The sequence below is a fragment of the Pseudomonas imperatae genome, assembly GCF_057128625.1.
The window spans coordinates 157,590-172,365 of sequence record NZ_JBSKHP010000013.1 but is presented as its reverse complement, the minus strand read 5'-3'; the positions used below and the strand labels follow the sequence as shown (position 1 = coordinate 172,365).

Below are 14,776 nucleotides of genomic sequence, written 5' to 3'. Positions count from 1 at the left end.
CCGCTCGTTGCAACTGCCCACAGTTCATGATGAGGTTCACCCTGCAACTTCATCATGGACAGCCACCTCGCAATGGATTTTGCCCCCCACATTCCCAGCTGGGCGGAAATCGAACGCAACCTCAACCACAGGTTCAGCGACTTCCACCACACGCTCAACCATGGCCTGAGCAGTGCCAGCAGCGGCCTGCATGCCAGCTGGAACGGCGTCAGCCAGCGCCTGGAACAAGGCGCCAGTCACGTTTATGCCGAACTGGGCGGCCAGCGCATCGACGCCGTGCGGCAAGCCGTGCATCTTTCCTACCCCATCATCCGCCACGACCTGCGCCAACGTTGGGCAAGCCTTCATATCGACGATATTCTCGAGGTACTGCTGCACCTGGTGAAGCAGGTGACACTGGTCCTGGGCGGTAGCGTTACCCTCGGCAGCATCGCTGGCGGGGTGGCCGGCGGCGTGCTGGGCGCAGGGGTTGGCGCGGCCCCAGGCGCCGTGGCCGGCGCTGGCATCGGGCTGGAGGTGGGCAACCTGATTCTGCTGGGCCTGGGGCTCTCGGCCATTGCCGAGTATTTCTACAAGGGCCTGCCGGCCTGTTTGGAAACCCTGCAGAACGGCATCGTCAGCGCCTGGCGCATAGACAACAAGGCCAGCGGCAGCCGCCTCGAGGCCGGGGGTGGCCACGCCACTTCGCGCCAGGCGCATATCGAGCAGGCAGCCAGGGAACTGGCCCGCGGGCAGGAACAATTGGTGCTGCTGTTGCTGACGGCCATCGTTACCTACCTGACACGCGGGCAGGTCAAGGGCACGCTCGCCAGCAGTGCCGAAGGGCTCGCCGCACGCTCGGCGCTGTTGCAGGAGCAGATAAGCGAACGGCGCCTGGCCGAGTGGCTGGCCCGCAATGAACCCCAGCTGTTGGCCGACGGTGCCCTGCAGCCACGTACCCGCGCGCCGGTGCAACAGGCCGAGGAGCCGATTCGACTGCAGCCCAAGGCGGCGCCCCCCGCCAAGGTCTCCGAGCCGACCGCGCCCCAGGCCGCCAAGCCAGCGCTGTCGCGCCGTGAGCTGCTCAACCAACAGTACGGCCGCAGCGGTGACCTGAACCACGACATCAACGTGCGTGGCAATCGCGAAGTCGCGGAGAACTTCTTCAAGTCCCGGGGCTACAGCCAGGCCGACTCGGCGTCGTACATGAACGGCCTGGACTTCAACCAGCCCGTACAGGTACAGACCCTCAATGGCGGCAAAAACCTGTGGCAATATCAGTCCCCCGGCGCGCCCCAGGGCAACTGGTATACCCTGAGCCCGGACGTGCAGCCCACGCAGCTGGGCATCAACCCCATGGGTACCAACCGCGCCCTGAATACCATCGAACCCAAAGTGCTGGGCAACTACCAGACGGCCGGCAAGGTGCAGGTGTTGCGCAGCACCGCGGCGCCAGTGGACGACTTCTGGTCGGTGAAGGGACAATCCTTCCCGGCAGAAGGCGGCGCACAGCAGCTGTTCTCCAATCAGAAAGACCTGTTCAACCTGGGAAGCCCATGACACCCGTAGATTTCATCGACAAGGCCATCGTCACCACGCAGGACCGCTCTCGCAAGACGCCAGGCTTCGAGGTATATGCGTCCGTGCTCAACCAGCTCGCGTACATCAAGGCCGTGCTGGAAGGCCGCGAGCGCGACAAGTCGAAGCTGCACCGGTTGACCCTGGGCAGCATCGCCGTGAAGGAGTTCGAGGAAAGTGACCCCGACCTGTCGCGGGCGCTGAAGGATGCCTTCTACATTGCCTCGCAACTGGGCCGGGGGTTGAAGATCCAGCTGCCTTAAGTCTCGCCTTTCTCTTCGGTGAGCGCCCCTTTGACCATGGCATCCGGGTCCGGGACCTTGGCCGAGGGGAAGCGCGAGGAGGCAAAGCGCACCACCAGGATGGCGAACGCCAGCAGCAGGATGGCGCCCGACAGGTAGACCACGCCCAGGTCGGCGGGGCCGTGGTGCGACACGTCGGAGATCAGCAGGCGCGTCAGCGCGGTGATGGCCACGTAGATCAGGAAGCGCACGGGCATGTGGTTGGTCTTGAAGTAGATGCCGACCATGGCCCCCAGCTCCAGGTAGATGAACAGCAGCAGGATGTCATCGACCATGATGTTGCCCTTCTCCACCATGCCCAGGAACGCCACCACGGCCGCCCAGGCGGTGATGGCGCCGATGGCGAACAGCGCCAGGTAGTGGAAGGTCTCGACCAGCAGGTTGCCCAGCGAGCCTGCCAGGTGGTGGACATTCTTGCGCATGGCATCAGCCCAGTTGATTTTCACGATGCGGTTTCCTTGACTCGTGGGGTGCGGATGCTTTCATTGTGCATCAGCAGCCGGGCCTTGCGGTGAAGGCATTTTGTCTCACCCTGCGACAATGCTGGTTAAATTGCCACTATCCAGCGGCAGCAAAATCCCTTATCCTTTTACTGTATAAACAACCAGTGGTCGAAATCGACAACTTTCGTAAAGGCATGTGAGGTGGTGAATGGCCGTCGAAGTGGTATACCGCAGCAGCCGAGATCTGGAGCGTCTGTTCATGGATAAAGCCGAAGCTGACCGTCATGACAAAATGCTCGAGCTCGCTGAGCTGCTCGCAGAAGTCCTGAAAAAGGCAGTCCCGTCCCTGACCGAGCAACAGGTTGAAGACGCGGGCATCTACATGGCCAAGAACCGCGACGTGTTCGCCAAGGCGTTCAAGAGCCAGCCCGACGCGCTGAACGAATTGATCAGCGGCGAAGGCGCCGAATAAACCCGTAGCAGCTGCCGCAGGCTGCGTCATGGGCCCCGCCTGGCATCAGGTATTTCGCGGGGGCCAGGACGCAGCCTTCGGCAGCTGCTACGGGGGTTTCAGGGTTTTTCCAGTTCTTCCACCAACGCCCGCAGGAACCGCGCGGCCTCCCCGCCCGTCACCGCCCGGTGGTCGAAGGTCAGCGACAGCGGCAGTATCGGGTGCACCACGACCTGCCCCTCCACTGCCACCGGCTCCTCGCGAATGCCCCCTGCGCCGATGATCGCTACCTGCGGCGGTACCACCACGGGGTTGGCGTAGCGCCCGAACAGGGTGCCGAAGTTCGACAGCGTGATAGTGGCGCCCATCATCTCCTTCGCTGGAATCGAGCGTGCCTTGACGTCCGCGCGCAGCCGGCTCATTCCCTCCTTCAGGTCCTCGGCGCTGCGGTTGCCGACATCGCGCAGCACCGGCACGAACAGCCCGTCGGGGGTGTCCACGGCAATGCCCAGGTCAAGCTGGGCATGGGTGCGGATGGACAGGCTGCGGCCATCGAACCAGCTGTTGAGCACCGGTTCCACCTTACAGGCGGCAGCCATGGCCTTGCCCAGGCGAATCAGCGGGTCGCGGGCCTGGCCCCAGCGGTGCAGGTCGGCGTCGCCGAAGATGGTCACCGGCACCACTTCAGCGTGGGACTTGGCCATGTTCAACGCCATGCTGCGGCGCACGCCGCGCAGCTTTTCGCCGCCGAAACGGTCCTGGGCGCCTTGCGCCGCGGCTTCGACGTCGGCGCGGGTGACCAGGCCGTCGCTGCCCGAGCCGCTGAGTGCGGTCAGGTCGACGCCCAGTTGCCGCGCCAGTTGCCGTACCGCCGGGGTGGCCCGGGTGCCCAGGTGCTCGCGGGTGGACGGTGCAGCGCCGACGAAGAACTGGTCGGCACTGGCGCCGCCACCGCCTTCCAGGCGGCCCACCACGGTGCCGGCGTCGGCCTCGCCCTCGTAGCCCAGCAGCGGCTCGCCCACATGCAGGATGTCGCCTTCGCCGCCAAAGGTCTTGGCCACCACGCCGTCATACGGCGCGGGAATGTCCACCAGCGCCTTGGCGGTCTCCACCGACACCAGCAACTGGTCGGCCTTGACGCTGTCGCCGGCCTTGACGTGCCATTGCACGATTTCGGCCTCTTGCAGGCCTTCGCCCAGGTCGGGCAGTTTGAAATATTTCATCGCAGCCTCCTCAGGCGAAATTCAGCACGGTGTCGCAGGCGTCAAGAATGTCCGGCACCGCCGGGATGTACAGCTGCTCGAGCTTGTACAGCGGCGGTGGGATGTCCGGGGCGGTGACACGCTGGATGGGCGCCTGCAGGTCGAGCAAAGCGCGTTCGTAGAGGCTGGCGGCGATCTCTGCGCCCACGCCGCAGGAGCGCGGTGCCTCGTGGACGATCACGCAGCGGCCGGTCTTGCGCACCGAGGCCTCTAGGGTGTCCAGGTCCAGCGGCTTGACGCAGGCCACGTCGATGACCTCTGCCGACACGCCGCGCTCGGCAAGGGCATCGGCGGCCTGCAGGGTTTCATGCACGCTGGCGCCCCAGCTGATCAGCGTCAGGTCGCTGCCTTCGCGCAGGGTGAAACAGCTGTCCAGCGGCAGGCGCTTGCCGTCGTCGGCCAGCGGTTGCGGGTTCATGCGGTACAGACGCGTGGGCTCCAGGAACAGCACCGGGTCCGGGTCGTCGATGGCCGCCAGCAACAAGCCGTAGGCGCGCGCCGGCGACGAAGGGATGACCACCCGCAGGCCGGGAATGTGAGCGAAAAGCGCCTCGGTGCTTTCGCTGTGGTGCTCGGGCGCGCGAATGCCGGCACCCATGGGCGTGCGCAGCACCATCGGGCAGCTCAGGCGCCCGCGGGTGCGGTTGCGCAGGCGGCTGGCGTGGGACACCAGGTGTTCCATGGTGGCGTAGATGAAGCCCATGAACTGGATCTCGACGATGGGCTTGAGGCCTTGGGCGGCCATGCCGATGACCAGGCCGCCGAGCATGGTTTCCGCCAGCGGCGAGTCGATCACGCGCTTGAAGCCGAAGCTCTCGCGCAGGCCCTGGGTGGCGCGGAACACGCCGCCGTTGACGCCCACGTCCTCGCCCAGCACCACCACGTTCTCGTCCTCGGCCATGGCCCGGTGCATGGCCAGGTTCACTGCCTCCAGCAGGCTGATCTTGTCGTTACTCATGGTCGGCCCCTCCCTGGCGGCGTGCCACCCGTTCGAGGAAGTCCGCGCGCTGGTCAGCCAGCACCGCCGGCCACTTGGCGTAGACGTAGTCCATCACCGACTCGGGCGCCTGGGTGCCGGCGGCCTCGAAGTTGGCCACCGACTGTTGCACCAGGCCCTGGCATTCGGCGATCAGCGCCTGCTCGCGGCCCTCGTCCCACACGCCCTGCCCGGCCATGAACGATTGCAGGCGCTTGATCGGCTCTTCCTGCCAGGCCTGCTTGACCTCATCGGCGCTGCGGTAGCGGGTAGCGTCGTCGGCGGTGGTGTGGTCGCCCAGGCGGTAGCTCAGGCATTCAAGCAACACCGGGCCCTTGCCGTGACGGGCGCGCTCCAGCGCCACCTGCATGCGGTCGTAGACGGCGAAGATGTCGTTGCCGTCCACCTGTTCGCCATGGAAACCGGCGCCGATGGCCTTCTGCGCCAGGGTCGGCGCGCCGCACTGGATGCGCCGCGGCACCGAGATGGCCCACTGGTTGTTGTTGATCACGAACACCACCGGCAGCTGCCAGGCGCCGGCGACGTTGAGCGCTTCGAGGAAGTCGCCCTTGCTGGTGGCGCCGTCGCCGCAGGTGGTGACGGCCACCCGGTGCTCGCCACGAATCTTGAACGCGCTGGCCACGCCACAGGCGTGCAGGGCCTGGGTAGCGATGGGCACGCACAGCGGGAAGTCCTGGGCCACCGCAGGCTCGGCGTAGTCGCTGCCGCGCTCGTCACCGCCCCAGTACAGCAGGATTTCTTCCATGCGCACGCCGCGCATCAGTTGCACGGCGGTGTCGCGGTAATAGGGAATCAGCACGTCTTCGGCGTGCATCAGGCTGCCGATGGCCACGCCTATGGCTTCCTGCCCCAGGGTAGGCGCGTAGGTGCCGATGCGCCCGGTGCGTTGCAGGGCCACGGCCTTCTGGTCGAACAGGCGCGTCAGCACCATTTGCCGGTACAGGCGGGTCAGCAGGTTGAAATCGTCGGCCCAGGCCGGCAAGGCGCCCAGCAGGCGGCCGTCGGGGGATAGGTAACGGGTATAGGGAAGCTTGATCTTGTTGGAGGTCATTGCACAACTCCTGGTCCACACGGGGTACGTGTAGCGGTCATGACCCGCCGCTTGTGGCCGCAGGTCGTTCAAGGAGCTGGCGCCGGTAAGGCGCCGGCTCGCCAAATCAGGCGTAGATCAGTTTCTCCGCCAGGGCCTCGGCCACCCGCGCCGGTGAGCGCTTCTCGGCCTGGGCATGGGCAAACACTTCGGTGAGGCGCGTGGCGATGCGCGCCAGGTGCGCGGTGATGGTGCCGACCTCCTCGCCCTGGTGCTTGAGCGCCACGTAGATCAAGCCGCCGGAATTGATCACGTAATCGGGGGCATAGAGGATGCCGCGCTTTTCCAGCTGATCGGCGGCCTGCAGGCTGGTGAGCTGGTTGTTGGCAGCGCCAGCCACCGCGGCGCAGCGCAGTTGCGAGACGCTTTGGCCGTTGAGGATGGAGCCCAGGCCACAGGGAGAGAAAATATCGCAGGGGGTGCTGAGCAGCGCCTCCGCCGCCACCGGGTGGGCGTTCAATTGCTCCATGGCCAGTTGCACCTTGCCGGCGTCCAGGTCGCTGACCAGTAGCTCGGCGCCGGCCGCGTGCAGCTGTTCAGCGACCGCGTAGCCGACGTTGCCCAAGCCCTGCACGGCAATGCGCAGACCCTCCAGGTTATCGGTGCCCAGGCGCGCCATGGCGGTGGCGCGGATGCCGGCGAACACACCCATGGCCGCATGCGGTGCCGGGTCGCCGGCGGCGGTGGTGCTGGTGACATGACGGGTGTGCTGGGCCACGCAGTCCATGTCGGCGGTGGAGGTGCCGCTGTCGATGGCGGTGATGAAGCGCCCGTCCAGGGTCTCGATGAAGCGGCCGAACGCCTCGAACAGGCCGGCGCGGTTTTCCACGTGGGGGCTGCGGATGATCACCGCCTTGCCGCCCCCGAACGGCAGGCCGGCCAGCGCGGCCTTGAAGCTCATGCCCTGGGCCAGACGAATGGCATCGACCATGGCGCTTTCGTCATCGGGATAGGCCAGGTAACGGCAGCCGCCAATCGCGGGGCCCGCGCGGCAGTCGTGAATGGCAACCACGGCGCGCAGGCCCGTGGCCGGGTCGACGGCCAGGTGCAGCGCGTGGGTGCGGGTGCTTTGCATGAGAGCGAACATCGAACGGCTCCCGATCTTGTTGTGTTAACCAGTGTAGCTGCTGCCCGCCACCCCGTAGCAGCTGCCGCCAGGCTGCGTCAGGTCCCAATGCGGTGGTACGGGAAAACAGAGACGCGGCCTGCGGCCGCTGCTACGGGTTGGCGTGCATGGGCGTACTGGACGAAAGCGCGCCGCAGGGCTACAAGTGGAAAGATGAAACCCGTTCTCGACGCCGCCCGCCAGGCTTGCCTGGAGTGCCTTGCGCAAAGCCCGCCCGCGACCTTCGAGGCCGCGTTGTGGCTGGCTGCCGAACATGATCCGGGGTTCGACCCCCGGCAGTGCGACGAGGCGCTGCGCGAGCTGCAACTGCAGATCAGCATCGGCCTGCCCATGCTGCCGGTTGCCGAACTGGCCCAGCCGTTATTGCGCCGGCTCAATGCCCTGGGCTTCGTGCAGGACGACTTCCACCCGCTACGCCCCCAGGCGGCGCTGCTGAACAAGGTGCTGGAACGCAAGCGCGGCCAGCCGTTGGCCCTGGCCCTGCTGGCCCTGGAAATGGCCCGGCGCCTGGACATCCCGCTGATGGGGGTGAATTTTCCCGGGCACTTCCTGCTGCGGGTGCCTGGCGCCGATCACCAGCTGGACCCCTGCGGTGGCCGCCGCCTGTACCCAGCCGACACCCGTGAACTGCTGGGCCGCCAGTTCGGCCCGCAGGTGCCGCTGGTGGCCGAGCACCTGGCCCAGGCCGACCCGCGGCAGATGCTGCAACGCCTGTCACGCAACCTGCGGCAGCTGCACAGCACCCATGACGACTACGTCGCCGCCCTCAAGGACGCCGAGCGGGTGCTGGTGTTGGGTTCGCCTACCGCCGCCGACTACATTGCCCGCGCCGGTATCTACCAGCACCTGGACTGCCCGCGCGGCGAGCGCTTTGACCTGGAGTACGCGCTGCTGCTCAGCGAAGACCCGATCCAGCGCCTGCGCCTGACCGCCCGCCTGGGCGAGCTGCCGCCGGCGCCTTCGTCACTGCACTGACGGCGCGTCGGCCTGGGCCGCCGGGTGCGCCTGGGCGAACGCCGGGTGCCCGGCCGCCAGCGCCGCCACCCGCTGAATACGCGGCCAGGCCGCCAGCGCCACGCTGAACCGCTCGGCCGCGTACAGCTGGGGAATCAGGTAGACGTCCGCCAGGCCTGGCTGCGGCCCCAGGCACCAGCCACTGTCCTCCAGCAACTGCTCCACCGCCGCCAGGCCATCGCTGATCCAGGCGCGAATCCAGTCCTGTACCTGCGCCTCATCCTGCCCCAACCCGCGCAGCCGGTTGAGCACGCTGACGTTGTGCAGCGGGTGCACGTCGCAGCCAATCAGCGCCGCGATGCCGCGCGCACGGGCCCGCGCCAGCGCATCGCCCGGCAGCAGCGGCACCTGGGGATAGCGCTCCTCCAGGTACTCGATGATCGCCCCGGACTGGATCAGCACCTGCCCGCCCTCGACCCGCAGCGCCGGCACTCGGCCCTGTGGGTCGACGGCGAGGTAAGCGGGTGCACGCTGTTCGCCGGCCAATAGGTTGACCGCCAGCGACTCATACGCCAGGCCCTTGAGTGCCAGGGCGATGCGCACCCGGTACGAGGAAGTCGAGCGGTAGTAGGTATACAGTTGCATGGCCCAGCCCTCACGCCGCCGCGATGATGCGCCCGCGGCACTCGCCGAAGCCGATGGACACCTGCCCCGGCGCCACGCAACGCGCGCGCAGGATCACCTCGTCGCCGTCTTCCAGGAAGCGCCGGCTTTCCCCCGAGGCCAGGGCCAGCGCCTCCTTGCCGCCGTGGGTAATCTCCAGCAGGCTGCCGTGCTGCCCCGGCTGTGCGCCCGAGAGCGTGCCGGACCCGAACAGGTCGCCGGGCTGCAACTGGCAGCCGTTGACGCTGTGATGGGTGACCAACTGGGCCACGGTCCAGTACATGCTGCGGGTGTTGCTCAGGGCGATGCGTTCGGCGGGCAGGCCCTGCTCGCGCATGCGCTCGGTGAGCAGCAGCACTTCCAGTTCGATGTCCAGCGCGCCACTTTTCTGGTCGCGCGCGTCCCACAGGTACGGCAGCGGCTGTGGGTCGCCCTCGGGGCGCGGCGCCTGGGCGCAACGGAAGGGTTCCAGGGCCTCGGCCGTCACCACCCACGGCGACAGGCTGGTGATGAAGCTCTTGGACAGGAACGGCCCCAGTGGCTGGTATTCCCAGGCCTGGATGTCGCGCGCCGACCAGTCGTTGAGCAGGCAGTAGCCGGCCACGTGCTCGTCGGCACGGTCGATGGCGATGCCCTCGCCCATGGCGTTGCCCGGGCCGATCCAGATGCCCAGCTCCAGCTCGAAGTCCAACCGCGCGCAGGGGCCGAAATTGGGTTCCTTGTGCCCGGCCGGCATGGTCTGGCCTTTCGGCCGCCGCACCGGCGTGCCCGACGGCCGCAGGGTGGACGCGCGGCCGTGGTAGCCGATGGGCACGTACTTGTAGTTGGGCAGCAGCGGGTTGTCGGGGCGGAACAGCTTGCCAACGTTTTTCGCGTGCTCGATGCCTACGTAGAAGTCGGTGTAGTCCCCCACCCGGGCCGGCAGGTGCAGCTCGCAGTCGCTGGCCAGGTGCAGGCAGTCGCGCACCACGCCGACGTTATCACTGCCCTGGGCCAGCAGCTGGGTCAGGCGCTCGCGCAGCACCACCCGCGCCTGGCGGCCAAGGGCGAAGAAGCCATTGAGCTGGCCGCCTTCGCAGGCCAGCGCCGCCGTGGCGGCCTCGCCCTGCAACAGGCCGGTGGCCAGCAGCGCCTCAAGGTCGAGGATCGAATCACCGATCGCCACCCCGGCACGCGGGCGCCCGCCCTGGGGGCTGAACACGCCCAGGGGCAGGTTCTGCAGGGGGAAATCGGCGTGGTCGTTGGCGCTGGCCAGCCAGCTGTGGTGCGGGTTCATGCGTCTCTCCGGTTCGGGTTGAAGGTGCTGGGCAAGCTCGCCCAGCAGGCGTCATAACGCTGCTGCAATTGCTCGCAGGCCAGCGCATGGCGGCTGGGGCGCAGCACCTGGCTGGTCTCGAACATGAACGCCATGGTCTGTTCGATGCGCACCGGCGCCAGCTCGGCCGCCACCGCCCTGGCGCAGGTCTCGGCGTCCGGGCCGTGGGCGCTCATGCAGCTGTGCAACGAAGCGCCGCCGGGCACGAAGCCTTCGGCCTTGGCGTCGTAGGCGCCCTGGATCAGGCCCATGTATTCGTTCATCAGGTTGCGGTGGAACCAGGGCGGCCTGAAGGTGTTGTCCGCCACCATCCAGCGCGGCGGGAAAATAACGAAGTCCATGTTGGCCATACCGTGCACGCTGCTGGGCGAGGTCAATACGGTAAAGATAGACGGGTCCGGGTGGTCGTAGCTGACCGTGCCCAGGGTGTTGAACAGCCGCAGGTCGTATTTGTACGGCACGTTGTTGCCGTGCCAGGCGACCACGTCCAGGGGCGAGTGCTGCAGCTCGCAGCCCCACAGGCGGCCGAGGAATTTCTGCACCAGGGCCACCGGGGCGCTGCTGTCCTGGTAATGCGCCACTGGCGCCAGGAAGTCACGCGGGTTGGCCAGGCCGTTGCTGCCGATGGGCCCCAGGTCGGGCAGGCGCAGCGGCGCGCCATGGTTTTCTGCCAGGTAGCCACGGGCGTTGCCGTCGGGCAGCGCCACGCTGAACTTCAGTCCGCGGGGAATCACGGCGATTTCCAGCGGCTCGATGTCCAGCACCCCCAGCTCGGTCAGCAGCCGCAGCCGGCCCTGCTCCGGCACCAGCAGCAGCTCGCCGTCGGCGTTGTAGAACACGCGGGTCATGTCGCGGTTGGCCGCGTAGTGGTACAGGCTGGTGCCGCTGGGCGCGTCCGCCGGGGCGTTGGCGGCCATGACCACCCAACCATCAAGGAAGTCCGTGGGCGCAGTGGGCATGGGCAGCGGGTCCCAGCGCAAGCGGTTGGGCGTGGGCTCGGCCAGCGGCCCGCCCTGCACTTGGCGCGCCAACGGTTCGAAACGTGGGTGCAGCGCCGAGGGGCGGATGCGGTACAACCAGGTGCGCCGGGCTTCGCTGCGCGGGACGGTAAAGGCGGTGCCGGAGAACTGCTCGGCGTACAGGCCGTAGGGGGCCTTTTGCGGGGAGTTGCGGCCGGCCGGCAAGGCGCCGGGCAGCGCCTCGCTGCTGAACTCGTTGCCGAAACCGCTCTGGTAGCGGGGCGCGGCAGTGCCAGGATCCAGGTCCATGAAACCTCCGGGGCGATTGTTATTTTTATCGTAATCCGATTACGAATAACGTAATTTGATTGCCAGGGAGCGTCAAGCTATAAAGACGCCCACTTGCCCACGGACCGCCCAGACCATGCCCACGCCGACCCCGCCCGCCACCGAGAGCAACAACAAGCAGAAAGTCCGTTCGGCCGAAGTGGGCACTGACATTCTCAAGGCCCTGGCCGAACTGTCGCCGTCCACCTCGCTGTCGCGCCTGGCCGAACACGTGCAGATGCCTGCCAGCAAAGTGCACCGCTATCTGCAGGCGCTGATCGCCAGTGGCTTCGCCGAGCAGAACCCCGCCACCAACCACTATGGCCTGGGCCGCGAAGCGCTGCGGGTGGGGTTGGCGGCGCTGGGCAGCCTGGACGTGCTGAAACTGGCGGCGCTGCCACTGTCCGAGTTGCGCGACGAACTGAACCAGACCTGTTTCCTGGCAGTTTGGGGCAACCGTGGCGCCACCGTGGTGCAGGTGGAAGCGGCGGTGCGTGCGGTGACGGTAGTGACGCAAGTGGGTTCGGTGCTGCCGCTGCTCGGCTCTTCCACGGGGCTGGTGTTTGGTGCGTACCTGCCAGCGCGCGAGACGCTGGACCTGATGCACGCCGAAGGCAAGGCCAGCAGTGAGCTGCAAGCCACCTTCGCGGCAATCCGCGAACATGGCCTGCACCATGTGCATGGCTTGCTGCTGCCGGGCGTGGACGCGTTGTCAGCTCCGGTGTTCGATGCCTTGGGCCGTATCAGCGCGGTGCTGACAGTGGTCGGCCCGACGTCCATGTTCCATGCCGATGAACACGGCCCGGCGGCGCAGCGGCTGCTGGCTGCCAGCCAGGCAGTGAGTTGGCGGCTGGGCTACCAGCCCAGCGGCACCTGATTGTCGAACGGCTTGAGGGGTTCCGACTCGGGCAGGGTGCTGTCTTTCAGAAAGTCGAGCAGCTCGCTGGCGTAACGCTCCGAGGTGTTATAAGGATGCCGATCCCGTGCAGTCATCGACATGAATATCGCGGATATCCAGATACGCCAACAACTTCGGCCAGTGCGACGAGAGTAAGGCCTGGGCGACGGTTTGCAGGGTGGGGGCTCTTTGCACCAACGCCTTGATTTTCAATAGCGCCTGGTTGCACGCCAGCAAATGTGGATCCTCGGGATATACCTGCGCAGCAGACTTCGGTGTTGCGTCCATATGTCGTTCCTTGTGAAATTAGCCACTGACTGATCAAAAAATAAGTCCGTCTTGATCGAGCTAATTAGAAACGACACCTGAAGCCCAGCAGCAATAAATATTGCTCAAACCCGAGGGGTAATACTGCCGGCAGGCGCCTGGGTAATACCCATTGGATGAACCTCGTTAAAACTTCAAACCCACGCCCATGCTCAAGTAATCCCGATCGGTGAGCACGTTGTAATGCCCGCCAAAAAATTGCGTGTAGGCAACAGTCGCGGTGTAGGTGTGCTGATAGTCTGCCAACACGCCCAGGGTGACGGCCTTCGCCCCTTCATTGAACAGGCCATTGGGACCGTAGCCGTTGACGTCGTGGGACCAGGCCACGCTGGGGGTCAGGCTGACGCCCTGAAACACATCCGGGTATTGCAGCTCTGCCTTGGCCCGGTAGCCCCAGGCGTTGCTGGTCACAAAGCCGTGGCTGCCCGCCGTGCCATACACCGCATCACGCCCCAGGCGGTCGCTGCTCGATACATTGTCCACGTGCACCCAGCCCGCCTCGCCTACCAGCGAAAGGCGCTGGGCACCCAGCACTTCGTCGAAGTCCTGGCTCAGGCTGCTCTGCAACTGGGTAATGGCCTTGCGTTCGTAACCGCTGTTGACCTGCTCGGCCGGCCCGTACAGCGCCTGGGTCAGGTCAGCCAGGTTGCGCTGCACCGGCGCGTTGGGGCGGTAGCTGAGCTCGCCACGCCACTTGCTGCCGCCGGCCAGCAACGTCGAGAAGCTGGCGCCGTACAGCTGGATGTCCTGCGGGTACTGCAGGTTGTAGCTGCCACCGAGCAGCGCGGCATCGGCGGCCTGGCTGTTGGTCAGCGTGCCCAGGCCCGCGGGGATTGCGCCGCTGCCATTGCGCGTCTCGATGAACGCCTGGCGGCTGTGGTAGTTCATGAAGTAGAAACCGTAGTCCACGGTGCCCACCTGCCAGTGCAGCGCCGTGCCCCACTGGCCGCCGTCGCGGGCGCGCTGGTCGTGGCCGCGTGGCACCACCACGCCTTCGCTGGTCACTTCATAGCCCTGGCCTTGCTGCGCCGGCAGTGAAGAGGCCACGGTGAAACCACGGCTGCAGCCGCGGGCGGTGATGTCGTCGGCAAAGTAGGTGCCGCAGTTCTCCGCCTGGGAGGCATCCCATTGCAGCTGATAGAACGCGTCCAGGGTCAGGGCGTCGGTGAGGCTCTGGGACACGTACAGCAAATTGGTGGGCAACAGGCTGTCGCTGACGGTTTCGCCGGGCTGGTGCAAGGTGGACAGGTCCACCGGGTTGATGCTGTTGATGGAGTTGCCGATGAACTCGCTCTCGCCCCAGCTGACGATCTGCCGCCCCACGCGCACGGTGCCCGGTTGGTCGCCGATGCTGTAGTGGTGGTACACGTAGGCGTCCAGCCACTGGCCGCCGGCGGCACGGGCACCTTCCTCGCGGCCACGGTCGCTGATGGACTTGAAGTCCTGGCTGCCGTCCTGCTGGGCGAAGTCGTACCAGTAGCGGCCGCGCACGTACACGCCGCTGTCACCGTACTGCAGGGTCAGGGCGTGCTCCACCTGCAGGCGGTTGGAAAAGGCCTGGCCGCGGTTGAAGTTCAGGCGGCCGTCGTCGCCCAGGCTGGAATGCCCCGTGCCACCGTTGCTGGCGCCGACCAGGTGGTGATCGGCGTTGCGCAGGCCCCAGTCGCTGGTAAAGCTCAGGTTGGTGTCGATCTGCCCTTCCACGTCACCGACGTTGAACGGCAGCGCCAACGCCGTGCCCGGCACCGCGGCGGCAACGCTGACTGCGAGGAAAAGCACTTTGAACGGCGTGTGTTTTGGCGACATGACGGGACTATTACAGTGGCGGTAACAGTCATTGTCGCAAACTGCTATTTTTCAATCCACAACTAACGCTTAGTATTTCTTCAGTCGCCAAGGGAACTAACCCGAACCCCAAGGGTTAATGATGAATTAATCTTCATTGTGTATTGTCCGATGCTGATCCCCGGCCTGCCTGGCTTTGGCGACACCTTGTTCACCGACGTTGATTTGAAGCTCCTTGATCTAACGTCTTATTTGGCCGCTGTGTTACAGCGGCCTTTTTTATTTCCGCGTTTTACTGCCAGCCTGTAGCCGCTGCCGCA

At 66.2% G+C, this 14,776-nt stretch carries 15 protein-coding genes; 5 read left to right on the top strand and 10 right to left on the bottom strand.

Annotation, left to right across the window (positions count from 1 at the left end):
• The first annotated feature begins 72 nt into the window (after nucleotides 1-72).
• Both ACWKWX_RS18060 and ACWKWX_RS18055 read left to right on the top strand, forming a co-directional pair.
• Nucleotides 73-1,539: a polymorphic toxin type 46 domain-containing protein gene (locus ACWKWX_RS18060; protein WP_483828499.1), complete on the top strand. Its 1,467-nt coding sequence runs from the start codon at nucleotides 73-75 to the stop codon at nucleotides 1,537-1,539.
• Complete coding sequence (locus tag ACWKWX_RS18055; RefSeq protein WP_416422583.1) at nucleotides 1,536-1,820, top strand: immunity protein Tsi6 family protein; 285 nt, start codon at nucleotides 1,536-1,538, stop codon at nucleotides 1,818-1,820. Before ACWKWX_RS18060 ends, ACWKWX_RS18055 begins: the two co-directional genes overlap by 4 nt.
• Here ACWKWX_RS18055 and ACWKWX_RS18050 read toward each other — a convergent pair.
• Nucleotides 1,817-2,305, bottom strand: coding sequence for a phosphate-starvation-inducible protein PsiE (locus tag ACWKWX_RS18050; protein ID WP_416422582.1), 489 nt, complete (start codon nucleotides 2,303-2,305; stop codon nucleotides 1,817-1,819). The genes ACWKWX_RS18055 and ACWKWX_RS18050 overlap by 4 nt on opposite strands.
• Before the next feature lie 205 nt (nucleotides 2,306-2,510).
• Here ACWKWX_RS18050 and ACWKWX_RS18045 point away from each other — a divergent pair, with 205 nt between their 5' ends.
• Nucleotides 2,511-2,774 carry a YebG family protein gene (locus ACWKWX_RS18045; RefSeq protein ID WP_027979086.1) on the top strand — a complete coding sequence of 88 codons (264 nt, stop codon included), beginning with the start codon at nucleotides 2,511-2,513 and terminating at the stop codon, nucleotides 2,772-2,774.
• Between the two features lie 98 nt (nucleotides 2,775-2,872).
• Here the strand turns inward: ACWKWX_RS18045 and ACWKWX_RS18040 are convergent, their stop codons facing one another.
• The 4 genes from ACWKWX_RS18040 to ACWKWX_RS18025 form a co-directional block, all read right to left on the bottom strand.
• Nucleotides 2,873-3,976, bottom strand: coding sequence for a dihydrolipoamide acetyltransferase family protein (locus tag ACWKWX_RS18040; RefSeq protein ID WP_416422581.1), 1,104 nt, complete (start codon nucleotides 3,974-3,976; stop codon nucleotides 2,873-2,875).
• Nucleotides 3,977-3,986: 10 nt separating this feature from the next.
• Complete coding sequence (locus ACWKWX_RS18035) at nucleotides 3,987-4,973, bottom strand: alpha-ketoacid dehydrogenase subunit beta (protein WP_416422580.1); 987 nt, start codon at nucleotides 4,971-4,973, stop codon at nucleotides 3,987-3,989.
• Nucleotides 4,966-6,063 (bottom strand): pyruvate dehydrogenase (acetyl-transferring) E1 component subunit alpha, encoded by a 1,098-nt coding sequence (gene pdhA / locus ACWKWX_RS18030; protein WP_483828498.1) that lies wholly within the window; start codon nucleotides 6,061-6,063, stop codon nucleotides 4,966-4,968. Before pdhA ends, ACWKWX_RS18035 begins: the two co-directional genes overlap by 8 nt.
• Nucleotides 6,064-6,169: 106 nt before the next feature.
• Nucleotides 6,170-7,189: a Leu/Phe/Val dehydrogenase gene (locus ACWKWX_RS18025; RefSeq protein WP_416422578.1), complete on the bottom strand. Its 1,020-nt coding sequence runs from the start codon at nucleotides 7,187-7,189 to the stop codon at nucleotides 6,170-6,172.
• Nucleotides 7,190-7,381: 192 nt separating this feature from the next.
• Between ACWKWX_RS18025 and ACWKWX_RS18020 the strand changes: the two genes are divergently transcribed.
• Nucleotides 7,382-8,203, top strand: a complete 822-nt coding sequence (locus tag ACWKWX_RS18020) for a SirB1 family protein (RefSeq protein WP_416422577.1) — start codon at nucleotides 7,382-7,384, stop codon at nucleotides 8,201-8,203.
• On the opposite strand, the gene maiA is transcribed toward ACWKWX_RS18020, so the two are convergent.
• The 3 genes from maiA to hmgA are packed head-to-tail and all read right to left on the bottom strand — an operon-like array spanning nucleotide 8,192 to nucleotide 11,428.
• Complete coding sequence (gene maiA / locus ACWKWX_RS18015) at nucleotides 8,192-8,827, bottom strand: maleylacetoacetate isomerase (protein WP_473005433.1); 636 nt, start codon at nucleotides 8,825-8,827, stop codon at nucleotides 8,192-8,194. The genes ACWKWX_RS18020 and maiA overlap by 12 nt on opposite strands.
• Nucleotides 8,828-8,837: 10 nt before the next feature.
• Nucleotides 8,838-10,121: a fumarylacetoacetase gene (fahA, locus tag ACWKWX_RS18010; protein WP_473005432.1), complete on the bottom strand. Its 1,284-nt coding sequence runs from the start codon at nucleotides 10,119-10,121 to the stop codon at nucleotides 8,838-8,840.
• Entirely contained in the window at nucleotides 10,118-11,428 is a 1,311-nt protein-coding gene (hmgA, locus tag ACWKWX_RS18005) for a homogentisate 1,2-dioxygenase (RefSeq protein WP_483828497.1), read from the bottom strand. The genes fahA and hmgA overlap by 4 nt, the downstream gene beginning before the upstream one ends.
• Before the next feature lie 115 nt (nucleotides 11,429-11,543).
• Between hmgA and ACWKWX_RS18000 the strand changes: the two genes are divergently transcribed.
• Nucleotides 11,544-12,323: an IclR family transcriptional regulator gene (locus ACWKWX_RS18000; protein WP_483828496.1), complete on the top strand. Its 780-nt coding sequence runs from the start codon at nucleotides 11,544-11,546 to the stop codon at nucleotides 12,321-12,323.
• On the opposite strand, the gene ACWKWX_RS17995 is transcribed toward ACWKWX_RS18000, so the two are convergent.
• Together ACWKWX_RS17995 and ACWKWX_RS17990 are read right to left on the bottom strand one after the other, a co-directional pair.
• A complete protein-coding gene (locus ACWKWX_RS17995) occupies nucleotides 12,302-12,445 on the bottom strand; it encodes a hypothetical protein (RefSeq protein ID WP_483828495.1) in 144 nt (47 codons plus the stop codon). The genes ACWKWX_RS18000 and ACWKWX_RS17995 overlap by 22 nt on opposite strands.
• A gap of 352 nt (nucleotides 12,446-12,797) precedes the next feature.
• Nucleotides 12,798-14,477 (bottom strand): DUF1302 domain-containing protein, encoded by a 1,680-nt coding sequence (locus ACWKWX_RS17990; RefSeq protein WP_483828494.1) that lies wholly within the window; start codon nucleotides 14,475-14,477, stop codon nucleotides 12,798-12,800.
• Nucleotides 14,478-14,776 lie beyond the last annotated feature (299 nt).

Bases quoted from the DNA above. Each gene is read 5' to 3' on its own strand.
- ACWKWX_RS18060 (WP_483828499.1), top strand. From the start codon at position 73: ATGGATTTTGCCCCCCACATTCCCAGCTGGGCGGAAATCGAACGCAAC.
- ACWKWX_RS18055 (WP_416422583.1), top strand. From the start codon at position 1,536: ATGACACCCGTAGATTTCATCGACAAGGCCATCGTCACCACGCAGGAC.
- ACWKWX_RS18045 (WP_027979086.1), top strand. From the start codon at position 2,511: ATGGCCGTCGAAGTGGTATACCGCAGCAGCCGAGATCTGGAGCGTCTG.
- ACWKWX_RS18040 (WP_416422581.1), bottom strand. From the start codon at position 3,976: ATGAAATATTTCAAACTGCCCGACCTGGGCGAAGGCCTGCAAGAGGCC.
- ACWKWX_RS18035 (WP_416422580.1), bottom strand. From the start codon at position 4,973: ATGAGTAACGACAAGATCAGCCTGCTGGAGGCAGTGAACCTGGCCATG.
- pdhA (WP_483828498.1), bottom strand. From the start codon at position 6,063: ATGACCTCCAACAAGATCAAGCTTCCCTATACCCGTTACCTATCCCCC.
- ACWKWX_RS18025 (WP_416422578.1), bottom strand. From the start codon at position 7,189: ATGTTCGCTCTCATGCAAAGCACCCGCACCCACGCGCTGCACCTGGCC.
- ACWKWX_RS18020 (WP_416422577.1), top strand. From the start codon at position 7,382: ATGAAACCCGTTCTCGACGCCGCCCGCCAGGCTTGCCTGGAGTGCCTT.
- maiA (WP_473005433.1), bottom strand. From the start codon at position 8,827: ATGCAACTGTATACCTACTACCGCTCGACTTCCTCGTACCGGGTGCGC.
- fahA (WP_473005432.1), bottom strand. From the start codon at position 10,121: ATGAACCCGCACCACAGCTGGCTGGCCAGCGCCAACGACCACGCCGAT.
- hmgA (WP_483828497.1), bottom strand. From the start codon at position 11,428: ATGGACCTGGATCCTGGCACTGCCGCGCCCCGCTACCAGAGCGGTTTC.
- ACWKWX_RS18000 (WP_483828496.1), top strand. From the start codon at position 11,544: ATGCCCACGCCGACCCCGCCCGCCACCGAGAGCAACAACAAGCAGAAA.
- ACWKWX_RS17995 (WP_483828495.1), bottom strand. From the start codon at position 12,445: ATGTCGATGACTGCACGGGATCGGCATCCTTATAACACCTCGGAGCGT.
- ACWKWX_RS17990 (WP_483828494.1), bottom strand. From the start codon at position 14,477: ATGTCGCCAAAACACACGCCGTTCAAAGTGCTTTTCCTCGCAGTCAGC.